This window comes from Rhodococcus sp. OK302, from assembly GCF_002245895.1.
Taxonomy (GTDB): Bacteria; Actinomycetota; Actinomycetes; order Mycobacteriales; family Mycobacteriaceae; genus Rhodococcus_F.
In genome coordinates this window covers 550,648-568,732 of the sequence record NZ_NPJZ01000002.1, presented here as the reverse complement: position 1 = coordinate 568,732, position 18,085 = coordinate 550,648, and the positions used below count along the sequence as shown (strand labels likewise).

15 protein-coding genes, 1 pseudogene and 1 other annotated feature are annotated in these 18,085 nt (G+C 61.5%); of the genes and pseudogenes, 12 read left to right on the top strand and 4 right to left on the bottom strand.

The features are described from left to right. Positions 1–178 precede the first annotated feature (178 nt). The 6 genes and pseudogenes from BDB13_RS30565 to BDB13_RS30540 all read left to right on the top strand — a co-directional run bounded on the left by BDB13_RS30565 (position 179) and on the right by BDB13_RS30540 (position 6,189). Positions 179–511: a hypothetical protein gene (locus BDB13_RS30565; RefSeq protein WP_094275724.1), complete on the top strand. Its 333-nt coding sequence runs from the start codon at positions 179–181 to the stop codon at positions 509–511. Beyond that, positions 508–3,444, top strand: coding sequence for a hypothetical protein (locus tag BDB13_RS30560; protein WP_094275723.1), 2,937 nt, complete (start codon positions 508–510; stop codon positions 3,442–3,444). Before BDB13_RS30565 ends, BDB13_RS30560 begins: the two co-directional genes overlap by 4 nt. A gap of 22 nt (positions 3,445–3,466) precedes the next feature. After that, entirely contained in the window at positions 3,467–4,243 is a 777-nt protein-coding gene (locus BDB13_RS30555) for a hypothetical protein (RefSeq protein WP_141210781.1), read from the top strand. A gap of 95 nt (positions 4,244–4,338) precedes the next feature. Further along, positions 4,339–4,758, top strand: coding sequence for a hypothetical protein (locus BDB13_RS30550; protein ID WP_094275721.1), 420 nt, complete (start codon positions 4,339–4,341; stop codon positions 4,756–4,758). Positions 4,759–4,942: 184 nt separating this feature from the next. Continuing rightward, positions 4,943–5,273, top strand: a pseudogene (locus tag BDB13_RS30545) (recombinase family protein); the annotation flags it as partial. A 295-nt stretch (positions 5,274–5,568) separates the two neighbouring features. After that, on the top strand, positions 5,569–6,189 hold the full coding sequence (locus BDB13_RS30540) for a TetR/AcrR family transcriptional regulator (protein WP_094275720.1): 621 nt from the start codon (positions 5,569–5,571) through the stop codon (positions 6,187–6,189). A 74-nt stretch (positions 6,190–6,263) separates the two neighbouring features. Here the strand turns inward: BDB13_RS30540 and BDB13_RS30535 are convergent, their stop codons facing one another. After that, positions 6,264–6,716, bottom strand: a complete 453-nt coding sequence (locus BDB13_RS30535) for an HIT family protein (protein ID WP_094275719.1) — start codon at positions 6,714–6,716, stop codon at positions 6,264–6,266. 371 nt (positions 6,717–7,087) lie between these two features. On the opposite strand from BDB13_RS30535, the gene BDB13_RS30530 reads away from it, so the two are divergent. Beyond that, on the top strand, positions 7,088–8,149 hold the full coding sequence (locus BDB13_RS30530) for an IS110 family transposase (RefSeq protein WP_094275718.1): 1,062 nt from the start codon (positions 7,088–7,090) through the stop codon (positions 8,147–8,149). A gap of 295 nt (positions 8,150–8,444) precedes the next feature. Here BDB13_RS30530 and BDB13_RS30525 read toward each other — a convergent pair whose 3' ends face one another. Beyond that, on the bottom strand, positions 8,445–9,566 hold the full coding sequence (locus BDB13_RS30525) for an NAD(P)/FAD-dependent oxidoreductase (RefSeq protein ID WP_094275717.1): 1,122 nt from the start codon (positions 9,564–9,566) through the stop codon (positions 8,445–8,447). 654 nt (positions 9,567–10,220) lie between these two features. Here BDB13_RS30525 and BDB13_RS30520 point away from each other — a divergent pair. Continuing rightward, positions 10,221–11,228 carry a glycosyltransferase gene (locus tag BDB13_RS30520; RefSeq protein ID WP_254923136.1) on the top strand — a complete coding sequence of 336 codons (1,008 nt, stop codon included), beginning with the start codon at positions 10,221–10,223 and terminating at the stop codon, positions 11,226–11,228. A 202-nt stretch (positions 11,229–11,430) separates the two neighbouring features. After that, positions 11,431–11,562, top strand: a complete 132-nt coding sequence (locus BDB13_RS33410; protein ID WP_254923135.1) for a hypothetical protein — start codon at positions 11,431–11,433, stop codon at positions 11,560–11,562. On the opposite strand, the gene BDB13_RS30515 is transcribed toward BDB13_RS33410, so the two are convergent. After that, a protein-coding gene (locus BDB13_RS30515) for an IS3 family transposase (RefSeq protein WP_094275319.1) occupies positions 11,551–12,803 on the bottom strand; the annotation gives its coding sequence in 2 pieces (ribosomal slippage) (positions 11,551–12,515 and positions 12,515–12,803; 1,254 coding nt in all). The genes BDB13_RS33410 and BDB13_RS30515 overlap by 12 nt on opposite strands. After that, positions 12,388–12,516: a sequence feature (AL1L pseudoknot), on the bottom strand. It overlaps the preceding gene by 129 nt. Positions 12,804–13,314: 511 nt before the next feature. On the opposite strand from BDB13_RS30515, the gene BDB13_RS30510 reads away from it, so the two are divergent. Then, on the top strand, positions 13,315–13,911 hold the full coding sequence (locus BDB13_RS30510; protein ID WP_094275715.1) for a recombinase family protein: 597 nt from the start codon (positions 13,315–13,317) through the stop codon (positions 13,909–13,911). 400 nt (positions 13,912–14,311) lie between these two features. Here the strand turns inward: BDB13_RS30510 and BDB13_RS30505 are convergent, their stop codons facing one another. Continuing rightward, complete coding sequence (locus tag BDB13_RS30505; RefSeq protein WP_254923134.1) at positions 14,312–15,319, bottom strand: VOC family protein; 1,008 nt, start codon at positions 15,317–15,319, stop codon at positions 14,312–14,314. A gap of 220 nt (positions 15,320–15,539) precedes the next feature. Here BDB13_RS30505 and BDB13_RS30500 point away from each other — a divergent pair, with 220 nt between their 5' ends. Both BDB13_RS30500 and BDB13_RS30495 read left to right on the top strand, forming a co-directional pair. Then, positions 15,540–16,805, top strand: a complete 1,266-nt coding sequence (locus BDB13_RS30500; RefSeq protein WP_254923133.1) for a styrene monooxygenase/indole monooxygenase family protein — start codon at positions 15,540–15,542, stop codon at positions 16,803–16,805. 56 nt (positions 16,806–16,861) lie between these two features. Continuing rightward, positions 16,862–18,049, top strand: coding sequence for an acyl-CoA dehydrogenase family protein (locus tag BDB13_RS30495; RefSeq protein WP_176459815.1), 1,188 nt, complete (start codon positions 16,862–16,864; stop codon positions 18,047–18,049). Positions 18,050–18,085 lie beyond the last annotated feature (36 nt).

Below are 18,085 nucleotides of genomic sequence, written 5' to 3'. Positions count from 1 at the left end.
ACACCTACGCGGTCCGCAGCCCCGGGGGGTCGTTTCCGTTCGAGCGCGGTCTGTCGACGGCACCGACGGTGCCGATCGCTCGGTGCGAGCAGGAATCGAGCATGCGCGCCAGCACCTCCGGGGACCGTCTGGGAGCACAAACGAACAATCAAACGAACAATCCGGGGGAAGAAAGACGATGACGCAGACCACGACACACACCGACACCGACCCGAGCGGCGATGTCAGCCACCACAGGGCCGCAGCCACGCCGCCGGCGGGCGGCACTGTCACCGGCGGTGCGGCCGCCGGGAAGGCGCGTGCGGCACTGTCGCTGGCGGCCGGGCTCGCAGTGCTGATACTGGTGTTCGCGAACCTCGACCGGGTCGCCGGCTGGGCGGCCGAGCACGGCACCATGTGGGTGTATCTGGGGTTGTTCCTGGTGATGTCGATCGCGGGCCGGCTGTTCTGGTGGGGCACCGACACCCTCGTCGCGAACGTGGTCTCGACAAGCCGGAAGACGAACCGGTGAGCCGGCGGGTACGTGTCGCCGGAATCCTCGCCGCGGGTGCACTCACCACCGCCGCCGCCGGCGCGTTCAGCGGCGCGCTCGCACTCGCTGCCCCGCCGGCCCACGCCACCCCCGCGGAGGACTGCGAAGCAGTACGGGCACGTGATCATCAGATCTACCTGAACATGATCGCTGCCCTACCGCCGGGTTCTCCGATCCCACCCGAATACATCAACCCGTGTCTGACCGCGCCGTCCACCACGACCGCGCCGCCGGCGCTACCCGGGCAGGCAGGCCCGAGCGGACAGGCCGGGCCCGGTCTGCAGGTCGGGGCGAACGCACCGACACTGATGCCCCGCTACAACGGCACCGACATCGTGCCGGTCCCCGGCGCGGCCGTGCCCGCAGCACCGGGCGCACCGGCAGGTGCCGAGAACACACCGGGACGAGATGTCCCCGGCAGCAGTGCCGGGCCGGACACGGCGGCGCCACAGCCGTCACTACCTGGAACATCCACTCCAACAGCGACTTCCGATCGCGGTCCCGGACCTGTTCCCGCCGCCAATGACGTTCCGGTGCACCCGGAATCGGCACCGGTCGCCGTCTCCCCCACCGACCCGGGCGAGGGCCGAAACAGGTTGCTCGAACTCGCTCTCCTCGGCGCGGCAGCCTTCGCCGCCGCCGGTGCCGGTGTCCGGGGCCGCCGCACACCGTTCGGTGCGCGGACACCGGAATCCGTTCTCTCCCAAACCGTCGGCACCCTCGCGGCGCCGTTGATGCAGTACGCGCCCGGTGGCCAGTCCCAGCTCAGAGTCGCCGATCCGTTCAATGAGGGAAGTCGGTTCTTCTACCTCATCCACGACCGGACCTCCTCGCACGAGGCAGAGATCCCGGTACACGTTCCGCCCGGCGGGCACATGGCTGTGAATCCGGACAGCTCGGTTACCGTCTTCGATGCCGACGGCAGTCCCGTCTCTACGGTCGAGGCTCCGTGGGCGTACGACGCCAACGGCAAACCGATCCCGACCCACTACGAGGTTCGGGACGGGAAGCTCGTTCAGGTCGTCGACACCACCGGACTCAATCCTCTGTACCCGATTCTGGCTGATCCACTGACCCCGGAAGAACGCGCGACGCTGGAGGAACAAGCGGGTTTCATCGGTCCCATGACCCCGGCAGGTGAACAGGCCCGCAAGAATGCGCAGGCCACGTTGGCCGCGAATCCCGTCCAGGCAGCGGCCGATCCGGCGGACTCGGACTTAGCGCAGTTGATGCTCGCCGATCCCGACTCGCAGGTCTCCGAACCCCCGATCACCGACACCGGAACAGGAAACCCACTCGGCGACACCATCCTCGCCAATCAGACACAACAACCCGTCACCTCCACCATTGGCGGAACCGACTACACCACCGAACCTGCCGATCCGGCAGACTCGGACCTGGCGCAGTTGATGCTCGCCGATCCCGACTCGCAGGTCTCCGAACCCCCGATCACCGACACCGGAACCGGAAACCCACTCGGCGACACCATCCTCGCCAATCAGACACAACAACCCGTCACGTCCACCATTGGTGGCGAAGACCACACCACCAATCCAGGACCGCCCAGAACAGCGACCATCAAAGACGCCGACGGTGGAACATGGTCCGGCAAACAATCGAAGACACCGAACGTGTGGGGATGGAACTACACCGACCCTGAAGGTCAAGTACATGACCTGCAGGTCACATACGACGAGCAGGGCAATCCCTGGCAGGTGTACGACAACTCCACTTCCATCCTCAGCACCTACGTTTCCAGAAACGGCGAGCTGGTGCTGGCGGAACCGCCGCGACACCTCGATCCGGGAAGCGTCGTCGAACACCCCTACACCGGAGACATCCTCAGCTTCGTCGTACCGCCTCTGCGCGGCGCACGATTGATTGCGGGCGCAGCGCGCGCGGAGCAGTTGATCGTCTCCAACCGGTCGGCCCAACAAGCGCCACCGACTGCCAACCTGCCAGGTGCCATTCGGAATGGAGCGGTACCACCGCGACCCGTTCCTAATATCGACGGCACCGTTCCACCACATGAGCATTCGCAGCCGGATGTTCCCTCGATTCCCGAACCTGTACGTCCGGATCCGAGTGTTCCGGAACCTGCACGGCCGAACCTTTCTACCGACCCAGTAACCGAACCTGGCGTGCAACCTACGGACAGTGACCCGGTAAATCCAGGTGAAATTCCAGTTAACCCAGAGGCGCCTGGCGCTCCAGTCCAACCTGGTCCCCCGGACTTCGATCCGTTCGACCCCAACCCCTCAAACCTTCCCGATCCCAGCACACATCCAGACCCCACCGAGCGGCCCTCGTCGCCACCCCCAGACACTTCTGTACCGACCGCACCGGGACCTGGAACCTTGGCCCCGCCCTTCGCTACGATCGAACCAGGCCCAGCCCGAACGCCGAAAACACCTTCAGAGATCTCGCCCGACGTACCTCCCACGCCGGAAGACCAGGAAGTCCTCGATTTTGTTGAGGAGGGGATCCAAGCGATAGCGTCCCTCGCCTTGTGGACTGTTCTCGAGACAAATCGCGCTGGTCTTCCTGCATGGCTCACCGGGATCTTCGCTCACACACAGTTCGAAGGCCTGGTGAATGTGTTCAGCCAGCAAGTTGAAGAGTTCGCCCCCAATCACCGCTTGGCAGCCGAACGATCCTTCAAAGCATTCGCTGAATCTGTCACGGATGTTCGTCGGGGATACCCGGATTCGATCCGCCCAGATGCCGTGTTGAGCAAGTTCGTTGAGGACCTCGACGAGGGCACAGTCATAGAGGTTATCGTTCAGGTTTGGGATCTCAAGACCGGAAACGCAACCATCGATCGCGCCTGGGCGGAGAAAGTCGCTGAAACCTTGAAGGTTCCGCTGAACTGGATCAAGAACCTTTATCCAGAAATATTGAGCAACGAGTAACGACCTCGAAATGGAGATTCTGGTGATCGACAAGAAACCCCGGATACCGACAATCGACGAGATGCGTGCACAGTTCGATGCGGATTCGATCATGAAAGCCGCAACACCACGCCGGGGACGCGGCGCGGCATGGGAACGAGTCCTCGAGTCCGTCGTGGCACGGCTCGGATCCGAATGGACCGTGATCGGACAAGGCCTGCACGCACAGCTCCTTCACGTCCCGATCGGATGGTGGTTCGACACCGTCGCTATCGACCCGATTCCCAATCGCGAAAAGTTGTACTACAGCCACCAACCCCTGATAAAGCCCCTCTCGCCTGAAGTGATCACGATGCACCGAGACCTGTACGAGCGCCTTCACCGCGATACATCTCACGCCGACCAGCAACTCGACATCTTCGACACCGATTCCGCGGTGGAATTAGTGTCCTGGTGGGCCTTGGGACCATCCTTGACGGCCTTCACGGATCGCTCGATCGAGCAAGTCTCTGCCGGCAAAGAACGCGTCTACGCGGCACGGCAGGAACGGCCGCACTCCGATTGGACGGTCCTGGCAGGATTACGTGTCATCACCGATACCGGGTCTCCACTCGACGTTATCGACAGCGCGTTGGATTCCCTGGACGGGCGGCGTCTCAGTGACGATCGACTGATTCCGTTCTGGCACGAATTCCGATCGGTCGCCGAATCCGGCGACCGGGCGAAGACCCTGCGGTGGCTCGATCACCACCGGCGAGCAACGGTGCGAGAGCACTTCCCGTTGCCCGATTCCGCATTCGCCGGACTCGACGACCAGTAGCGGCACCACTCGATACCTCGCGCGAGGTGCTGACGGCCTTACGCCGCCCGCGAATTTTCGTTCATCAACGACATGTCAGGCAGAAAAGGAATTCAATGGACCACTGGATCGTCATCCCTGAACAGCCAGGCATCGTCGGCGAACGTACCGTCGTCGACACATCGACGCACCCTCCGACCGTCGACCGTGCGCACTTCGTGTTCACCCGGCCTCCCGTCGACGGATTGATCGGTGCCGGCCCGCTACTACTGGTGGACCGCGAAGCCGCAGAAGCTCTCGAAGACAACGTATTCGGTGAAGTATCCCTACATTCGGCAGACCTCGACACCGACCCGGCGTCCGGACTGGTGCACGTTCCGGACTACGTGTGGTGTCAGGTGCACGGTGAGGCCGGAATGCTCGACATCGGCCTCACCGACGACGGCCGACTCGTCGCCTCAGGGCAAGCGCTCCTGGTGCTCCACACTTTCGGTGGTGGCATCGAGAACGCCACCATCACCGAATGGAACGCATAGATTCGCCAGTCACGACCTGTAACAAATTGCCCTAGATTTTCGACACGAGCGCTCCACAAGACGTGACTGCGCAATTGCCATGACTCGCACGCCCGATCGACGATCTACCGGCACCTCGCCGGACAGCCCTCACGGTGCCAAATATTTCTGTGAAAAACGTGCCAAATAATTCCGAGGGTCACAGGGCTACGCGAGGGTATCGACTACCGATCAGACTCGACACTCTCAGTGCTGCCGGCTGTCTCAAAGTTTGGACCGAAACCGCGTCCGGTGCAACCACCACCCGCCCGCAACTGAGCGACCTTCTCTCCCATCTTCGCGACGGAGACATGTTGGTGATGTGGCGCCTCGACTGACTGGGCCGCTCACTCCCCCATCTACTGCAGACGGTGGAGGATCTCGCGGCCTGCGGTGTCGGCTTCAAGTCGTTGACCGAAGCTATCGATACCACCACCTCGGGTGGCAAACTGATCTTTTCCATCTTTGGTGCTCTCGCCGAATTCGAACGAAATCTGAGCTGTCGAGCGTTCCGTAGCCAATAATTCCGTGGAAACCCTGCCAAATAATTCCGAGAGTCACACCGCATCGCGGCCGCGTTCAGCGACGCATCTCCGCTCGCTATGACAATCGAGCAGGAACCTGGTGAACCCAGCCCTACCCGTCCGTCACCAGGCGATAGACCACGTATCCGACGAACCATGTGGTGAGCAGGAGACAGAGAACAAGCAGGACGTCGATCGCGATCACCAGCATGCAAACTCCTTGGTTAGTGTGTACTCACTAACCACGATCGTAAGCTACCGTCGGACCATGCCCGACATTGCTGCCCCCTCTGCACGTGACCGAATACTGGACGCAGCGGCCAGCACAATGAGGGATCGAGGGCTTGCCCGCGCCACAACGAAGGAGATCGCGGCGGTCGCCGGCTACTCGGAGGCGATGATCTACAAGCTCTTCGACGACAAAGTCGACCTGTTTCTCAGCGTCCTGCGTGAACGAGTTCCCACTGTCGACATCCTCACCCGCACCGATCACGCCCCCGGCGACGCCAACCTCGAGAGCAGGTTGGTAGCGACGATCGAGCAGATCACGGTGTTCTACCGGCAGACGTTCGCGATCGGGGCATCACTGTTCTCCGACGCCGAACTTCTCGCACGGCACCGAGACGCCGTCATGGCACAAGGTGCGGGCCCGGCGCTTCTCCCGGCCGCAGTAGCCCGATTCCTTCAGAACGAGCAGCGCAACGGCACCATCGTTGCCGGTGCCCCGATCAACGGGGCCGCATCGTCCATCGCCGGCGCATGCTACCTACGGGCCTTCCTCGAGCAATTCTATGGTCCCGAACACTTCCAGGAACCGATGGCTGATTTCGCTGCCTCGATCGTCTCCACCGTGTTGCCCGCCCTGATCACTGCGCAGCACGAGTGGTGACCTGATTTTCTGACGACAGAGAGGTCGTCCACCCAGGTGAAAGCCCGATCCATGAAACGAGGGTGAAGCGCAAGTCAATCCAGGGCGGTGGAAAGTTGCCCGTCCCGGGCGGTGAAGAGCCGACTGCCCAAAGTGGCGATCGCCTCCATGTCGCCTGGGGTTCCCGGTTGCCAGGGCAGCACCAATCGGTCCCTGGTCTTGTCGACGCATCGCGGAATCACGTGCAGATGGAAGTGGAACACTGTCTGCCAGGCGTCGGAGCCACAGCAGTTGAGCAGGTTCACCCCGTCCGCGCCGAACTCCGCGACCGCTGCCTTGGCGATCCGCTGCGCTGCCAGAGTGACATCGGTCAGGTCATCGGCCGGGATCTCGAACAGATCTTTACTGTGCCGCTTGGGAATGACCAGTATGTGACCGTCCGATCCCGGATTGACGTCCATGAAGGCGTACGTCGTATCGTCCTCGGCTACTTTCACGCTCGGGACTGTGCCGGCCACGATGCCGCAGAACACACACTGATCGCTCATGGCCACGCAGCTTAGCTCTAATCTGCCCGGCTCGACCCTCGGACCTGCGTAGCCTTCGGCTCCGCCCTGAGGGGAACGGCCTGCGGCCGTGCTTGACAAAACCTATTGAGATTCCGACTTCAATGATCGTCAGCGGTACGTCTGTTCGGGTTCGCTACCCGTAACGTTCCGTAGCAGGTCGCATGGACTGACTCCTGAGATTCTTGTCGCCCCGGCAACGAGGTTGACTCAGATTGGGCGTGTTACCCGTGCGGTCTGCGTTCGCGGCGTGACTGAAGAGAGGCATGAACCCCGATCATCTTGTGCGGTACTGGAAGTCGGAGTGTCCGCCGCGGATCCCCACATCTCGTCGATCGGAAGGGACCCGTTCAGTGATCATCATCGGCATCGACCCACACAAGTCCACCCACACGGCAACCTCCCTCGAACCCGCCACCAACACCGACCTCGGATCACTACGCATCGAAGCGACACTCGCGGAGTACACACGCCTGCTGACATGGTCGAAAACCTGGCCGCAGCGGACCTGGGCGATCGAAAACGCAGAAGGTCTCGGCCACCATCTCGCGCAATGGCTTCTGGCGGCGGGGGAATCGGTCCTCGACATTCCCACCACCGCAACAGCCCGCGTCCGGCAACTCTCGAAAGGTTCCCGACGCAAGAACGACCGCATCGACGCAGCCGCAGCGGCATCCGTCGCGGCCATGCAAGGCGATGCCCGGGCGGTGCACCCTGAATCGATTACCGACATGCTCGCCCTGCTGGACGAACGTCGAAACAACCTGACCGCTGCCCGGACACGGACGGCGAATCAACTTCATGCCCTGCTGCGGCAACTCTTCGCGGGCGGCGTTCCCACCCAGCTCACCGCGAGCCGAGCTGCAACCGCAATCCGCCGGATGAAGCCACGAACAACGATCGATAGCATGCGAATGCGGTTGTGCCGCGACCTGATCGCCGACCTCAAACGCTACGACACCCAACTCGCCGACAACCACCGCGAGCTCGCATCATTGCTCGACCAACTCGGCACGTCGCTCCGAGACGTACCCGGAGTCGGGACAATCCTGGCCGGCCGGCTGATCGGACGAACCGGTATCGCTCACCGATTCCCCACCACAGCCGCATTCGCAACCTACAACGGAACGGCGCCCGTCCAAATTGCCAGCGCTCAGAGCAATCGTCACCGGCTATCTCGCTATGGTGATCGTCAACTCAACTCCGCGATCCATACCGTTGCGATGGTCCAGATACGGATGCCGGATAGTGCCGGACGCGCCTACTACGACAAGAAAAGAGCTGCAGGGATGGCGCCGAAATCCGCTATGCGCTGCCTCAAACGTCATTTGTCGAATCACCTGTGGCGCATCATGATCGCCGACGGACAGCGCCAGCACACCCACCGCACGTCGCCCGTCACAATGGCCGCCTGACCTCCGGAAACTCCTCGTTTCCCCAAGGGGTTGACATATAGAGAGGCGCCCTTCTCCGGTCACATGGTGGTGTCTCAGCTTTCCATGCCTCAGTATCGAACGAAGGCGAGACACTCGATTTAGTGCATAACCATCCAAGGGAGATCAATCGTGGTCCCGTTCGTCGCCCCGATTCGGAATCTATTACAGGACGGAACTGTCGGGACGGCACCGAAAGCGCATTCGAGTCGTAAGCGGCGTTCCGGATCTGCAGTGAGACGACCGGGCCTGGTGTTGACCAGGTAGCTGTCGTTCATCAGACAGAAGTGTGCGATTCCACCGCCGATGACGGATTCCGTTCGCCGGGCAGCCATACGTAAATCGCCGTCCGCGGTCCGTACTTCGCGTATCTGCACACCAACTCCTTGGTGATGGCAGCAAGTCGGCCGGTGACATACAACCGCCGCACCCTGTCGTCGCGGCGACTCGCCTGCACCACCGCGTTCTTGCGCCCCAAGCTCAGCACTTGCCCGACGTAGCCCATCGAATACGGTTTAGGCTTGCATCCCTTGATCATTCGCGCGAGCGTGTCGGCCGCGTGCGCACCTTGCGGCGACGCAGTGGCACAGCCCAACCGGGCACCGGGGACGGCGGCGCAATCGCCGACGACGAAGATCCGAAGATCGCTGACGCTACGGAGGAACTCGTCGACCACCGCCCGCCCTTGCGGGTCCACCTGCAAACCACTGCGTGCCGCGAGGTCGGGAACACTGTCCACCACCGCCCACAGCGTGAGATCGGAATCCAAAGCCGCACCGGATCGGAAGTGGACGGCTCCGTTCGGACCGGCGTCGACTGCCCTGACGGAGTCGCGCGTGATCTCGACGTTCATTCGATCCAGGGCGGCATGCACCCGCTTCTGCGCGCCAGCGGACAGGCTCGCACCGACTGTTTCGGCGACCAGACGTACACACAGGTCGGGGTGCGATTCGGCTATCTCGGACGCTGTCTCGATGCCGGTCAGACCGCCGCCGATGACGGTGACGGTACTGCCCGCGGGGAGCGCGTCGAGTGCAGCACGGGACTGGGTCGCACCCTCCCACGTCCCGACGGCGATGGAGCCGTCGATCGGGGTGCCGGTGCTACCGACCGCCAAGAACAGGTAGTCGTAGTCGAGGCCACCGCCGCCCGCCAGCGTGACGTTGCCGTCAACGATCTTCTCCACGTCCCCGACCCGTACGGTGATTCCCTTCGCGAGCATCGACGCGAGGGGCGTCGCCGCTTCACCGGTCCCGGAGATCTGCTCGTGCAACCGCACTCGCTCGACGAAGGTCGGTCGCGGGTTGACCACCGTGATCTCCGCGTCCTTCACCTTCTTTGCCAGCCGGTTCGCCGCGATCGTTCCCGCGTAGCCGGCACCAACCACGACAACTTTCACGATCGACCTCCTAAAATCCGAGTCGGAGAGGGAATCTGTTGGTTCGTTCGCGCACTCGTCCAGTCTTCAAGTTCTGTAGCTGTGGACTTGACGGTTTTCGCTACTCACGAATGTTCTTGCTATCCGGCTTGCCGACGAGCCAGTCACAGTGTCTCAGCTTCGGGTGTCTTGGTCTCAGCTTCGAGTTTCTCGGCAACGAACGAATTGGGACTGTCTCACCAATTCAGTGCCTCAGAACGGAACGAATCTGGGGCACTGTGATCGCGTGCCGAGGAATGTCTTGCAGCAAAATTCAGGAGGGTGGGATGCGCGCACACAATTGGCAAGGCATGGAAATGAAAAGCTTGACCGGCAGAGCCGCGTTAATCAGGAGGTACCTACTCGACTATGTCCCAAAACACCTACTCGACTATGTCCCAAAACCACGACACCGACGAAGCGGAGCATCCAACGAAGGTTCTGCTTTCATTCGCGGGGGGAGTTGGTCATCTCAACCCGTGCCTCCCGATAGTTCGAGCCCTACAGACTGCCGGGTGGACGGCAGCAATAGGCGGCCAACGAGATGTCATCGACGGGTGCCCAGCATTCGAGGCCTATTTCCCTTACGAAAATTCATCGTCATCTACTCGAACTCTCAGCACGACAGGAACTTTGGTGCCTTCTGATCTCGATCATGAATTCGAGGTGATCGGAAACTATTTCGCCGGCACACTCGCGCACCGCCACGCCGAACGGGCTCGAGAGATCATCGACCTGTGGCAACCCGACCTTCTCGTGTGCGACGACATGGATTTCGGCGCCATGATCGCCGCCGAACAGGCGGGCATCCCTCGAATCGTCGTGAACGTCATCGCGTCCGGGGCGCTCACCCGCATCGAACACGTACACCGGCCCCTCGCACAATTGCGGCAGATGTACGGACTTCCCAGTGATCCGAACCTGGTACAACTGACCCGAGATCTCATAATTTCTCCTGGTCCATCGTCGTTTCGTCACCCGAACTTTCCATTGTCCTCAGGTGCGATATCGGTTCGGTCAGAGACAGAACCCGCGAGGGCCGACATCGATCATCCGGCAGTAGCCTGGCTGGCCGGAGGAAACGAGGCCCACCGCGTGTACGTCACACTGGGCACAATTTTCAACACCGAATCCGGTGACCTCTTCATCCGTGTCCTGCAAGGATTGCGTGACCTCCCTGTCCGAGTCCTGGCAACCGTGGGCCCTGCCATCGACCCGGCAAGTATTCCTGTGACCGCAGACAACATCCGAATCGAAAGGTTCGTTCAACAAGCAGCAGTACTCGAACACTGCGACCTCGTCATCAATCATGGCGGGTCCGGAAGCGTCCTCGGGGCTATCGCCAACGGTGTTCCGCTGATTACCCTGCCGATGGGCGCCGACCAGGAACTCAACGCCGAACGACTCACCCAACTCGGCGCCGGAATCACCCTCGATCCGATCACCGTGACCTCTGCGGATATTCGTGAAACCACGAGAACGGCACTGGCATCGAAGAATCTATGCGCCGGCGCACAACGACTACAACGCGAAAACCACGACCTCCCACCCGTATCTGCAGTCCTCGGCTCTATTCTCGCGACGCGTGAACTGACGACGCATACAGAATCGGGCGCCGAGCACCCTGCACCTCGAGTGGGCTGACTCGTACCTTCCTTGCGGAGCTAATCTAGCGTTGCGTTTCGGTATCCTCGCTGCAAGTCGACGCCTGTACTTGCCATCACGCGAGACTGTCTGTCTCACTTTTCAGTGCCTCACCAACCAACGGTTGATGGACACGTGCAACTCGATAGGAGAAAGTAATCAATTCCGAGTTGAGGTCGCACACGCACGTAGGCTGTGCCTGGTGAGTACAGATCACAGCTACAAGATCACCACGATCGAACTCGGTCCATACAACGACCTCTCGGAGTTGGTCTCGGATCTGGCGAACCACGCCTTGAATCGCACCGGCGAGTCCGGAGACTTACTGATTTGAGAACTCCGCGATTCGCGTAGTTCTGTGTTTACCGTAGTAGAACGCCTCGAGTTCGACCGGAGGCACATCGCCGCAGTGTTCGTAGAGACGTCGGCGGTTGAACCAGTCCACCCACTCCAGCGTGGCGATTTCCACCTGTTCGACCGTTCGCCACGGCCCGCGAGGCTTGATCAACTCGGTCTTGTAAAGCCCGTTGATCGTCTCCGCCAGAGCATTGTCGTAACTTGACCCGGTAGCACCGATCGAGGCATCGATACCAACCTCAATGAGCCTGTCGGTGAACGCAATTGACGTGTACTGCGACCCGCGATCGTTGTGATGAATGAGCCCCGACAAATCCGTAATCCCCTCTCTGCGGCGTGTCCAGATCGCATGCTCGATCGCATCGAGCACCAACGGGGTCGTCATCGTCGTCGAGGTTCGCCAGCCGAGGATTCTGCGTGAGTACGCATCGATGACGAACGCGACATATACCCAACCTGACCACGTCGAAACATATGTGAAGTCGGCTACCCACAACATATTTGGCGCCACCGGGTTGAATTTCCGCTGCACCAGATCGTCTGCGCGATGCCCTTGCGGATCAGCGATGGTGGTGCGTTTGGTCTTCCCTCGACGTGCGCCTTCGAGTCCGAGGATGCCCATCAGTCGCTCGACGGTGCACCTGGCCACGTCGATGCCCTCGCGTCTCATATGGAGCCAGACTTTGCGGGCGCCATAGACCGAGTAGTTCTCAGCGTGCACGCGGCTGATCTCGATCTTCAGCTCTTCGTCGCGCACAGACCGTCGAGATGCGGAACGGCCGCGGGCTTCGTAGTAGGTGGACGGCGCAATCGTGCAGCCGTGCTCGGTGAGCACCCTGCACATCGGCTCGACGCCGTACTCGTTTTTGTATCGGTTGATGTAGTCGATGATCACTTGTTGTTGCGGTCGAGCTCCGCTGCGAAGAAAACCGATGCCGACTTCAGGATTTCGTTGGCACGCTTGAGTTCCCGGTTCTCGGCTCGGAGTTTGCGCATTTCCGCTGCCATCTCGGTTGTCACACCGGGTCGTTCGCCGGCGTCGGTTTGCGCCTTCCGGATCCAGTTGAGCAACGTTTGCGCTGTTCCAATGCCGAGTTTGCCGGCGACGGATTCGACCGCCGCCCACTCCGACGGGTACTCGTGTTGGACTTCTGCGACCATCCGCACCGCACGCTCACGCAGCTCGGGCGGGTACCTCTTGTTCGTTCCTGACGACATGACTCCATCTTTCCCAAAGGATGAAGTCTCCGGAAACTCCGGTGCGATTCACCTCGACCGCCACCACCCTCGCGTGGCAGACAGAAAACCAAGTCGTCGTATCCGTGTCGCACTCGGTCACGTCCATTGGCGGAAAGCTCTTCGGAACGGTGCTCCTGACTACTGACGAGACCACCTAAGCGAAGGAAGTGCTGGTGGCGTGCACAAGTTTCAGCAGTCGAGGTCTCGGATCGATCGGTTAGTAGAGGAGTCAGCTTCAACAAGCGCACCGATCAATCCGCGAATTCGATGGCCTGCCGTCAGATCGGGGATGACTTAGTGATGATGCTTCCAGCTGACGTGCAGTGGTCTTTTGAAAAATGCAGTCGTCTTCTGAAACTGACAGGTTGACGTGGCGAAATTCTCGCGATTTGGTCCGGTTTAGGTGTCCGTTTAATTTGTCCGGTATGGCATAGTTTCTAGCGGACAGTTTGGCTGCGGGACGTTGTGAACGGCGAAAATCGGGAGTGGAATGAAGATCGGCTACGCACGGGTCAGTACGGTGGCTCAGGATTCGTCGATTCAGGTCGAGCTTCTCGCCAAGGAGGGAGTCGACCGAGACCGGGTCTACGTCGATCACGGAATCAGTGGCCGGCAGACCCGGCGGCCCGGACTCGACAACGCGATCAACGCTGCCCGCGAAGGCGACGTCTTCTGCGTGACCAAACTCGACAGACTCTCCCGATCGGCGAAGGACCTTCACGAAACTGTGGGGCGACTGGCGGACAAGGGTGTTGCGTTGTCGATCGACGGGAAGATCTACGAACCGACTGATCCGATGGGCAAGATGTTCATCGGCGTCCTCGGACTGATGGCCGAATTCGAGTCAGACCTGATCCGGTCGAGGACGAAGGATGCTGTTGCGGCGGCTGCGGCGGCCGGCAAGATGAAGGGCCGTCAGCACAAGCTCACGCCGGAAGAGCGTGCGTACCTGTTGCAAACGTACGAGACCGGGCAGTTCAAGATCGAAACACTCTGCCGGAACACAGGTTTGAAGCGTTCAGCACTGTATGCGAACATCGAGTTGGCCCGCACGGAACGGGAAGCCTGGGTGCTTCCGGCGCCCTGAACACAACTCTCAGTCGACTTACCACGTCTGTGATCTGCGAATTTCGTCGTGTTCTCCGTGCCAACAATTTCCGAGAAGTCATATGCCCAGAGATCCGACTTTAGCGCTAGAAGCGTGTGGCCGCGTGGCGTCTCTTCCACGGAAGAGCCAGCGTCTCAACCGTTTTGATTCTCGATGCGGTTGAGACGCTGGCGCGAAAGTGTCAAAATCGACAGGCAATAGGGACGGGGATTTCGCCGGCAACGGAGGTCTCCGGCGCAGCGCTTGGGTCTTTGGTATTGGCGACGCCGGATTGAATCTCATTCATGGACTCGACCTCATTGTTCGGACCGCACTATCGCCATCCCCCGACTGTGGTTCTCGAGAGCGAACTTTGACTGTGTGGTTTCGGTCGGATTTGTCAGACTTCGGCGGGAACGAGTGGTTTGACGATGCCCGGCAGCTGGGTCTTCGCGGCCTCGGAGTGCTTGTGCCCCCAGTAGCTGGGGCGGGTGTATGTGCGTGCGACCCAGCTGAGGTCGTCGACGGTCAGTCCTCCGTGGCCGTATTCGATCTGCAACCCGGAGGGGCTGCCGATGTAGACGGACGTCATCAGGTCGTTGGAGTGGCGGCCGAGGGATTGCATGATGTCGACGTCGTGTTCGTCGAGGAGATCGATCAGCCGACCGAGGTCGTCCATGTGCTCGACCTCGAGCATGAGGTGGTTGAAGCCCACGTGGCCAGGGAATTCGGAGAGCGCGAGCGAGTGGTGGCGCCCGTTGACGTGGTAAAAGCGCACATTGGCGTACTTGGTGATAATGCGATCGGAGAGACGGAATCCGAGGATGTCGACGTAAAACTCGTTCGCCTTCTCGATGTTCGGGACCTGGAAGACGATGTGGCCGAGCCCCTGGTCGCCCGTGACGAATCCGCCCCGCATGGTTCGTCCGGTCGAGAAGGACAGTGGCGTCGCAGCCTTCCCCCAGCTCAGTTCGTGGCGTGTTCCCCACGGATCCTCGAACCACGCCAGCTCTGCGACCTCACGTTCGCGTAACAACTGCTGGTCGCCCCAGTGCACTGTCACGCCCCGGGACTCGAGGTGCGCGGCGAACGCGTGCAGATCGGTCTCGTTGGCGAGACCCCAACCGGCGTAGAGGAATTCGTCCTCGGCTGCCGGGTGGACGGCGATGCGATAGTTGACGTCGTCGACGGCCAGACGGACGGCTCCGTCGGGGCCGTCCGGGGCGAGCATCGCCCCGAGGAGTTTGGTGCCGTAGCTGCGCCATTCTTCGGCGCGCGGCGAGCCGATACCGATGTACGACAGTTCTTGAATCATCACGCTCTCCCCTTCGATCGGGACGATCTGGCGGTGTCGATCGACAAGTTCTTCCGCCAACGTCCGTGTTCCGACCTGACTGAAGTTACACACATTGCCCAATCATTGGCAATGCCATGAATTATTAATTAGGCTTGCCAATGATTGGGGTAGCCAGTTAATGTCGGCGGTGCACGGAAGTCCGTCCCGGTCTCGGGCGAACACAACCGCCAATTCTCAATTCTTCACTCCACCTGCAGGAATCTGCCTGCAGTTCACATTCGCCGAGCCCCTGTATCGCGGGGACTTGCAGACAACAGAAGGAGTACGCAACGTGCGACACAATTCGATTCGAGGCGCTGTCACCATCGTCGGCGCCGGTCAGGCCGGCCTGACACTGGGTATCGGACTGCTCCAGTACGGCTATGCCGTCACGATCGTCTCGGACCGATCACCGGATCAGATCCGAAACGGCCGGGTGACCTCGAGCCAGTGCATGTTCGACATGGCCAACGGGATCGAACGTTCCCTCGGACTGAACCTCTGGGACGAGGAATGCCCCGAGATCGCCGGGATGAGCGTCTCGGCCTTCGCACCCACCAATCCCCCAACACTGTTCAACCAGTGGTCCGCACGGTTCGAGCGGCCGGCACGATCGGTCGACCAACGCGTGAAGATGTCGACGTGGATGGAGGAGTTCGAGCGCCGCGGCGGTCACCTTGTCATCGACACCGCCACGGTCGCCAGCATCGAACAGTATTGCCAGGAAAGCGATCTCGTGATCGTGGCAGCCGGAAAAGGAGAGATTGCCCGACTGTTCGAGCGGAACGCACCTCTCTCTCCGTTCACCAGCCCCCAGCGATCGTTGGCGATGCTCTACGTCTCGGGCCTCGAGCGGCCGGACGATGAGGCACTGGTGGAGTTCAATGTCGTACCGGGAGTTGGCGAGTACCTCACCTACCCGGCCCTCGCCGAGTCCGGACCCTGCGACATCATGCTCTTCGAAGCGATTCCCGGTGGCCCCATGGACATCTGGGACGGCGCTGCCGACGGAACGGAGCTCCTGACCCGAGCGCAGGCATCCCTGGCGAAATACTTTCCCTCAGAGGCCGCCCGTGCCCGCGCAGTCTCGTTGATCGACGAGAACGCGACCCTCGTCGGACGGTTGACGCCCACCGTCCGCCGGCCTGTCGCCGCCCTGCCCTCGGGAGCCGTGGTTCTCGGAATGGCCGATGTGACGGTGATCAACGATCCGATCACCGCTCAAGGCGCCAACAACGCCACCAAATGCGCCGATATCTACCTGCGGGCGATCACCCGGCACATCGGCACGTTCGACGAAGAGTTCATGCAGACCACCTTCGATGAATTCTGGTCCTACGCAGGGCCGGCCACCGACTTCACCACCCAGTTCCTCAGCCCGACCCCCGACCATGCTCGACAACTGCACGTCGCAGCTGCGGAGTTCCCCGAGATCGGCCGCCGATTCGCGGAATGCATGAACGATCCCCGCGATGCCACCGACTGGATCCTCGATCCGGTCGGCGCCTACCGGTACATCGACGCCGTTTCCCGCGCCCGTCAGCCCAAGAGCGCCTGAACCGCTTGCCATCCCACAATATCCAGCCAACCACCACTAGACGATCGGGACCAACGATGACCACTGCAACCACCATCACCTCCGCCGACGCCGTCGCACGAGCACGCGACCTCGCTCCTCGGTTTGCCGAGCGCGCCGAGAAGACCGAGGACCTGCGCCATCTTCCCGACGAGACGATGGCCGAACTGCTCGACAGCGGGCTCCTGCGAATCTCCCAGCCGATGCACTGGGGAGGATCCGAGCTCCCGCTGACCACCCACGTCGAGGTCGTCGAGGAGTTGGGTCGGGCGTGCGGTGCTACCGCGTGGACCGCCGGGGTCTACATCAGCCACAACTGGAACCTCTCGCTGTTCAGCTTGCAAGCCCAACACGACGTCTGGGGCGAGAACCCCGATGCAGTCGCCTGCACGTCGGCGGTCGGTGGCCCGTCCCCCCGCTGGGTCGACGGCGGCGTCCACATCACCGAAGGCAAGTGGACCTTCCTCTCCGGCGTACATCACGCGGACTGGATCGTCGTCAACGCAGTCCTTCCTCCTCGCTCGGACGCGGACGGTGCGCCGTCGATGATCTCGCTGCTGGTTCCCAAGGGAGACTACGAAATCCTCGACGACTGGCACACCGCCGCGTTGCGTGGAACCGGCACCAGCGGCGTGCGACTGGAGAACGTGTTCGTACCGGAACACCGCCTGCTGAACTTCTCGGATCAGCAAACCGGGACGACACCGGGCGGCAAGTTCCACACCAACCCGATGTACCGGGCGCCGCTCGACGCGACCTGGCCGGCGTACCTCGCGGCCCCTGCTCTCGGCGTCGCCCGCGGAGCACTCGATGCCTGGGTCGAGCGAACCATCAAGCGCCGCAACGCCTACACAGGTGCACCGATCGTCGATCAGCCGTTCGCCCACTTCAAGCTCGGCGAGGCTACCGCACGCCTCGACGCAGCACGCCTGCTGATCTACCGCGCGATGGAAACCGTCACCGACCAGGTCGATGCCGGCGCCGACCTCGGATTCGTCCGCGTACGCAACCGCCGCGACTTCTCGTTCGCCGTCCGTCAAGCGGTCGAGTCGGTCGAAGACGTGTTCCTGGCATCGGGAGCAAGTTCCCTCTCGACCGGCAGCGCGATCCAACGCCACTGGCGCGACATCCACGGAGTCGCACAGCACGCGATGTTCGACTACGAGCGCAGCATCTCCGCATGGGGAAGGCGCTCTCTCGGCGTCACCGACGGCCTCGACTTCTGACACGACCAACCCCGACACCATCGAACACCGGAGAGA